Source organism: Streptomyces rhizosphaerihabitans, assembly GCF_025399795.1.
GTDB classification, from domain to species: Bacteria; Actinomycetota; Actinomycetes; order Streptomycetales; family Streptomycetaceae; genus Streptomyces; species Streptomyces rhizosphaerihabitans.
The window spans coordinates 102,984-109,872 of sequence record NZ_JAODTZ010000034.1 but is presented as its reverse complement, the minus strand read 5'-3'; the positions used below and the strand labels follow the sequence as shown (position 1 = coordinate 109,872).

General features: G+C 70.8%; 7 protein-coding genes. 3 read left to right on the top strand and 4 right to left on the bottom strand.

The genetic code is table 11. From position 1 onward, the window contains the following. The coding region (locus N4G66_RS29185; RefSeq protein ID WP_261707223.1) for an alpha amylase C-terminal domain-containing protein at positions 1–922 on the top strand (922 nt) is incomplete at its 5' end. A 121-nt stretch (positions 923–1,043) separates the two neighbouring features. Here N4G66_RS29185 and N4G66_RS29180 read toward each other — a convergent pair. The 4 genes from N4G66_RS29180 to N4G66_RS29165 form a co-directional block, all read right to left on the bottom strand. Then, positions 1,044–3,353, bottom strand: coding sequence for a HelD family protein (locus N4G66_RS29180; protein ID WP_391858898.1), 2,310 nt, complete (start codon positions 3,351–3,353; stop codon positions 1,044–1,046). A 149-nt stretch (positions 3,354–3,502) separates the two neighbouring features. Beyond that, positions 3,503–3,835, bottom strand: coding sequence for a thioredoxin family protein (locus tag N4G66_RS29175; RefSeq protein WP_315903705.1), 333 nt, complete (start codon positions 3,833–3,835; stop codon positions 3,503–3,505). Continuing rightward, a complete protein-coding gene (locus N4G66_RS29170; RefSeq protein WP_261707222.1) occupies positions 3,832–4,260 on the bottom strand; it encodes a MerR family transcriptional regulator in 429 nt (142 codons plus the stop codon). The genes N4G66_RS29175 and N4G66_RS29170 overlap by 4 nt, the downstream gene beginning before the upstream one ends. 71 nt (positions 4,261–4,331) lie before the next feature. Beyond that, positions 4,332–4,853, bottom strand: a complete 522-nt coding sequence (locus tag N4G66_RS29165) for an Lrp/AsnC family transcriptional regulator (RefSeq protein WP_261707221.1) — start codon at positions 4,851–4,853, stop codon at positions 4,332–4,334. Positions 4,854–5,011: 158 nt separating this feature from the next. Between N4G66_RS29165 and N4G66_RS29160 the strand changes: the two genes are divergently transcribed. Beyond that, on the top strand, positions 5,012–5,908 hold the full coding sequence (locus tag N4G66_RS29160) for an NAD-dependent epimerase/dehydratase family protein (RefSeq protein WP_261707220.1): 897 nt from the start codon (positions 5,012–5,014) through the stop codon (positions 5,906–5,908). A gap of 1 nt (position 5,909) precedes the next feature. Continuing rightward, positions 5,910–6,836, top strand: a complete 927-nt coding sequence (locus tag N4G66_RS29155) for an aldo/keto reductase (RefSeq protein ID WP_261707219.1) — start codon at positions 5,910–5,912, stop codon at positions 6,834–6,836. Positions 6,837–6,889 lie beyond the last annotated feature (53 nt).

Genomic DNA, 6,889 nt, shown 5'->3' with positions numbered 1-6,889 from the left:
CGAGAACCTGGACGCCGTCGCGTTCCTCCAGGAGATGAACGCCACCGTCTACCGCCGCAACCCCGGCGTCGTCACCATCGCCGAGGAGTCCACCGCCTGGGACGGGGTCACCCGGGCCACCCACCACGTCGGCCCCGGAGGCTTCGGCGGTCTGGGGTTCGGGCTGAAGTGGAACATGGGGTGGATGCACGACTCGCTGGACTATGTGTCCCACGAGCCGATCCACCGCAAGTACCACCACAACGAGATGACGTTCTCGATGGTGTACGCGTACAGCGAGAACTACGTCCTGCCGATCTCCCACGACGAGGTCGTGCACGGCAAACGCTCACTCGTCTCCAAGATGCCCGGCGACTGGTGGCAGCAACGCGCCAACCTCCGCGCCTATCTCGCCTTCATGTGGGCCCACCCGGGCAAGCAACTCCTCTTCATGGGACAGGAGTTCGCCCAGGGTGCCGAATGGTCCGAGGCCCACGGCCCCGACTGGTGGCTCCTCGACCCCGCCTACGCCGCCGAACCCGACCACCGTGGCGTCCGCGACCTGGTCCGCGACCTCAACACCGTCTACCGCGCCGAAGCCGCCCTGTGGGAGCGCGACACCGATCCTTCCGGCTTCACCTGGATCACCGGGGACTCCGCCGACGACAACGTCTTCGCCTTCCTGCGCCACGCCGCCGACGGCACCCCGCTCCTGGCCGTCTCCCACTTCTCCCCCGCCGTCCGCCACAACTACCGCCTCGGCGTCCCCGAGGACATCCCCGCCTGGCGCGAAGTCCTCAACACCGACACTCTCCGCTACGGCGGCAGCGACATCACCAACCCCGACCCCGTCAAACCGGAGCCCCAGGGCTGGCACGGCCGTCCGGCCAGCATCCAGCTGACGCTGCCGCCCCTCGCGACGGTGTGGCTGCGGCCTGCCTAGCGGCGTCGCGCACCCGGTCCCCGGCGGCACAGCCGCCGGGGACCGGTCAGGGGTGAGCCGGCGGAACCGGCGAGCCCGTCGTCACTCCGGACCGGCCCCCCTCATCCGCACCCCGCACCCTTCACTCCAGCCCGGTGCCGCGCAGCGACGCGGGCAGTTCCCCGGTGTGCAGGACGCCCAGGGTCTGGGTGGCCCGGGTCAGCGCCACGTACAGGTCGCTCGTCCCGTACGCCGCGGGCTCGACCACCAGTACGGAGTCGAATTCCAGTCCCTTGGCCTGACGGGGGTCGAGGAGCACCACCGTGCGGGTCAGGTCCGGTTCCTGGGCCGCCGTCACCCCGTCCAGCCGGCCGGCGAGCGCGGTGTGCAGGGCACGCGGCGCGATCACCGCGAGCCGTCCCTCGGCGGGAGTCAGTTCGGCGACGGCCTTGGCCACCGCGCCGGGCAGGTCGTCCCCGGCATCGCGCGCCCAGGGCCGCACCCCGGTGGAGCGGACGGAGCGCGGGGGCTCGAACCCGGGGCGTTCGGCCCGCACCACACCGGCGGCGACATCCATGATCTCCGACGGCGTGCGGTAGTTGACGCCGAGCCGGGTGTGCTCCCAGCGGTCCTCGACGTACGGGGAGAGGATCTCCTCCCACGAGCCGACCCCCGCCGCCTCCGCGGTCTGCGCGGGATCGCCGACGAGCGTCATCGACCGCGTGGGGCTGCGCCGCATCAGCAGCCGCCACGCCATCGGCGACAACTCCTGTGCCTCGTCGACGATGATGTGGCCGAAGGCCCAGGTCCGGTCGGCGGCGGCGCGTTCGGCGGCGCTGCGGTGGTCGTCCTCCTCGTGCCGTTCGGCCATCCGCTCGGCGTCGATGATGTTGTGCGCGGACAGGATCTCGGAGTCCTCCTCGTCCTTGTCCTCGAACTCGTACGTCCGCGAGGCGTAGGAGACGTCCAGCACGCCCTGCGCGTAGGCGATCTGCGTACGGCGTTCCTGGTCGGCCAGCGCCCGTGCGACCCGGTCGTCCTCGCCCAGCAGTTCGGCGGCCTCGTCGAGGAGGGGAACGTCGGCGCCGGTCCAGTCACCGGCCCCGGTCAGCGGGCGGTGGATCGCCGCCGCGTCCTCGTCCGGGACATGGCCGTACGGGTCGGCGAGGAAGTCGGCGACCAGTCGCTGCGGGGTCAGCCTCGGCCACAACTGATCGACGGCCGACCAGACTTCGGGGTTCTCGGCGAGTTCGTCGCGGATCTGGGTGATGTCGCTCGGGTCGAGGAGGTTGGAGCCGTCGAAGGGGTCCGTGCCGATGCGTTCGGCCAGCATGTCGGTGAGGGCGTTGAGGATGTGGCCCTCGAAGTGCTCGCGGGCGACGTTGTGGGGCAGGTCGGCCGCGCGGGCGCGTTCCCGGGCGACCTGGACGAGGCCCGCGTCGAGCATCAGGACGTCCCGGTCGTGCTCGATCGCGATCACCGGGTCGGGGAGGGCCTGGCGGTCCCGGACGACCTCGGCGAGGACCTCGGCCATCTCGGCCCGCCCCTTCACGGCGGCCGCGTCGGGCGTGTCGACGGCCGTCGCGTGGACTCCGGGGAAGAGCTCGCCGACGGTCGAGAGCAGCACGCCGGTCTCGCCGAGCGAGGGCAGCACCTCGCCGATGTAGCCGAGGAAGGCCGGGTTGGGGCCGACGATCAGGACGGCCCGCTTGGCGAGCAGTTCCCGGTGTTCGTAGAGGAGATACGCGGCGCGGTGCAGGGCGACGGCCGTCTTGCCGGTGCCGGGGCCGCCCTCGACGACCATGATCCCCCGGTGCGGCGCGCGGATGATCCGGTCCTGTTCGGCCTGGATGGTCTGCACGATGTCGCTCATCCGGCCGGTGCGGGCCGAGTTGAGCGCGGCGAGCAGCACGGCGTCCCCGGTCGGGTCCTCGTGACCGGTGCGCTCGCGGTCGCCGAGGTCGAGGATCTCGTCGTGCAGGTCGGTGACGTGCCGGCCCGCGGTGCCGATGTGCCGGCGGCGGCGCAGGCCCATCGGGGTGTGACCGGTTGCCAGGTAGAAGGGGCGGGCGACCGGGGCCCGCCAGTCGACGAGGATCGGGGTGCGCTCGATGTCGTCGGCGCGGATGCCGATCCGGCCGATGTGATGGGTGACGCCGGCGGAGGGCGCCCCTCCCCCGGGGGATTCCACCGGGGCGAGGTCGATACGGCCGAAGCAGAGTGAACCGTCCACGGCGTTCAGCGCGGCCAGCAGTCCCGAGCGTTCGGCGACCAGGATGTCCCGTTCGAGCCGGGCCTGCCTGGGTGTGTTGCCCTGGGCGAGCGCGTCCCCGACAGAGGCCTCGGTGGCATCGCGCAGGGCGTCCACGCGCGCGTACAACCCGTCGATGAATTCCTGCTCGCTTCGCAGTTCATCGTCGGGGAATTCTGTGTGCGATCCCTTGTTTGACAATTCCGCTCCCACCCAGATATACTGCGCCTACTGAACTTCTTTGCGACTCGGTCCCCCGAAGTCGCGAATCATTGAATATACGCAGAGAAATCCCCCGGGCGCAATTGCCCAGGGGATTTTTTGTGCGCCGAGTTGTCTGCCGGGTGGGATCAGAGCACGTCGGACAGCTCCTGCAGCAGCCGTCGCTTGGCCCGGGCGCCCACCATCGACTTCACGGGCTCACCGTCGCGGAAAACCATGAACGTCGGCATCGAGAGCACGCCGTACGCCAGCGTCGTCTCCGGATTGGTGTCCACGTCCAGCTGGACCACCTTGAACCGGTCGCCCTCCTCGAAGGCCAGCTCGCTGAGCACCGGGCCCATCTGCCGGCACGGCGGACACCAGTCGGCCGTGAACTCCACCAGCACGGGCAGATCCGACCCGATCACCTCCGCCCCGAAGTCCGCGTCCGTCACTTCGGCCACGCCTGCCGCCCTGATCATCGCGTCTGCCCTCCCAGTTCGCATACGGGTTCCGGACCACCCGGAACCTCCGCGTCGGCCGCCAGCTCGTCGCGCGCCCGTTCCGCCCGCGCCAACTGCTCGCCCACCTGCGCACGCACCGACCGCAGCTCGTCGATCAGCCCGTCGAGCTCGCCGAGCTTGCGGCGGTAGACGTCCAGGGACGCCGGGCACGAGTCGCCCTCGGGATGCCCGGCCCGCAGACACTCCACGAAGGGCCGTGTCTCCTCCAGGTCGAACCCGAAGTCCTGCAGCGTCCTGATCTGCCGCAGCAGCCGCAGGTCGTGCTCGTCGTACGTCCGGTACCCGTTCTCGCCCCGCCGCGCGGGCAGCAGTCCCCGCGACTCGTAGTAGCGCAGAGTCCGCGTGGTCGTCCCGGCCCGTTCCGCCAGCTCGCCGATTCGCATGCCTCGACGGTAATCCTTGACGCCGACGTCAAGGCAAGGGGCGGCGGGCGGTCGCCTCGGGTCAGCGAGGCTCAGCGTGAGGTGCGCGGCAGCAGGGGCTTGCGGTCCACCGGTGACGACAGCACGATCGAGGTCGTCGTCCGCCCCAGCGCGGAGGTCTGTTCCAGGACGTCCTCCAGATGGATCGTGTCCTCGACGGCGACCTTGAGGATCCAGCAGTCCTCGCCGACGACGTGGTGCACCTCGGTGACCTCGGGACGGGCCAGCAGTTCCAGGGTCCGCGGATGCTTGAGGGTGTAGCCGCCGTGCGGGTTGACGCGGATGAAGGCCTGGATGCCGTAGCCGAGGCGGGGCGCGGACACCCGGGCACCGTAGCCGGTGATCGCGCCCGTCGCCTCCAGCCGGCGCACCCGCTCCGCGACCGCGGCCGGGCTCAGCCGGACCCGGCGGCCCAGCTCGCTGAGCTTGATACGGCCGTCGCTCTGGAGCAGTTCCAGGATCTGCCGGTCCAGCGTGTCGAAGCCCGCCGACGTTTCGCCGGAGACGGCGCGCGGATGCCGTGTTTCTTTCGGTGCGACAGCCGGATCTCCCATGTCTCCCCCTTCGGACCTGACCCCTGCGACGGGAGAATTATGACCACAGGCCGGAGCACCGTGAGCGGCTGGCGACCGGTGACGGGTGCTTGGGGAAACGGGTGCCCGAGCGCAGGGACGCACAGGGCACGGGTGACGGGGAAACAGGGGAGAGCGACGTGCGAGAGATCTGTGTCATCGGCGGAAACCGGTATTTCGGAAAGCGTCTCATATCCCGGTTGACGGCCGCGGGAGACCAAGTCACCGTCATCAATCGCGGCTCTTCGGCGCCGCCCGCCGGGGCGATACATCTGATCGCCGACCGCAATGACGAGAACTCCCTGGAAAAGGCGCTGGGTTCACGGACTTTCGACGTCGTCGTCGACCAGGTCTGCTACACACCGCGGCAGGCGGAGATCGCCCGCCGGGTCTTCGCGGGGCGCACTCGCCGGTATGTGATGACATCCACCGTAGAGGTGTACGAGGACACGGCGGACCCGGTCGGCGAGGACGCCGTGGATCCCCGTACGGTCGCCGTCGATCCCGGCCTTCCCTGGGACGACGCCGACTTCCTCGACACGCACTACGGCGAGGGCAAGCGGCAGGCCGAGGCCGTGTTCGCGGCCGACCCCGGCTTCCCCTACGTGGCCGTACGCGTCGCCCATGTACTGGGCGGGGACGACGACTTCACCGGTCGGCTGGAGCACTACGCCGACCGGATCCGTACCGGCCGGACGATCGCCGTGCCGCCCGTGAACCACCCGGCGACCTATATCCACGTCGAGGAGATCGCCGACTTCCTGTTCTGGACGGTCGGCGAGGACTTCACCGGCCCGGTCAACGCGGCTTCCCACGGGCCGCTGACCACACAGGAGTTGTGCGAGGCGATCACCGCGCACCTCCCGGACGGCAAGGCGGTCCTGGGAGCCGTCCAGGTGGGCGAGGTCTCCCCCTTCTCCTTCAGCCGTTCCTACGGCATGGACAACTCCCGGGCCACCCGGCTCGGTTTCCCCTTCGGTGACGCGCGGGCATGGCTGCCGCGTGCCGTGGCCGAGACCCTCGGAAAGGGCAACTGACATGCGATACCGGACACTTGGCGGTCTTCGGGTCAGCGCCGTGGGACTCGGCGCGATGCCGCTGTCCATCGAGGGGCGGCCGGACGAGGCGCGGGCCCTGGCCACGGTGCACGCCGCCCTGGACGCGGGCGTCACCCTCCTCGACACGGCGGACTCGTATCACCTGCCCGGCGACGAACCCGGCCACAACGAACGGCTCGTGGCCCGCGCTCTGGCGACGTACGGCGGCGACACCGCGGACGTCCTGGTGACCACCAAGGGCGGGCGCGGCAGACCGGCCGACGGCACCTGGACGGTGAACGGCTCCCCGCGCCGGCTCAAGGCGGCGGCCGAGGCCTCCCTGAAACGGCTGGGCCTGGAGGCGATCGGCCTCTACCAGCTGCACAAGCCCGATCCCGCCGTCCCCTTCGAGGACTCGGTCGGCGCGCTGCGCGACCTTCTCGACGCGGGCACGATCCGGCTGGCCGGCATCTCCAACACCACCGCCGACCAGATCCGCCGGGCTCACGCGATCCTCGGGGACCGCCTGGTCTCCGTCCAGAACCAGTACTCCCCCGCGGTCCGGGACAGCGACCCCGAACTGCTCCTCTGTGCCGAGCTGGGGCTCGCGTTCCTGCCGTGGAGCCCGCTGGGCGGCATCTCCCGCAGTTCGCTGGACGGCCCGTCCGGGCCGTCCAGCCCGTCCGGCAGCGGTTCCGAAAAGGGTTCCCAGGGGCGGTTCGGGGCGTTCCACACGGTGGCCCGGGAACACGGCGTGAGCCCTCAACAGGTATGTCTCGCCTGGCTGTCGCACCGCTCCCCCACCGTGATCCCGATCCCGGGCGCCAGCCGCCCGGAGAGCATCCGGGACTCGGCCGGGGCCGCGGACCTGGTCCTGACCGCGGAGGACCTGGCCCGCCTGGACCCGGCGACGGCCCACCGGCCTTGATCCGGTCCTGGGTCCGGGCGCGAGCGGGTCGTGAGCCGGGCGTGGGTCCGGCC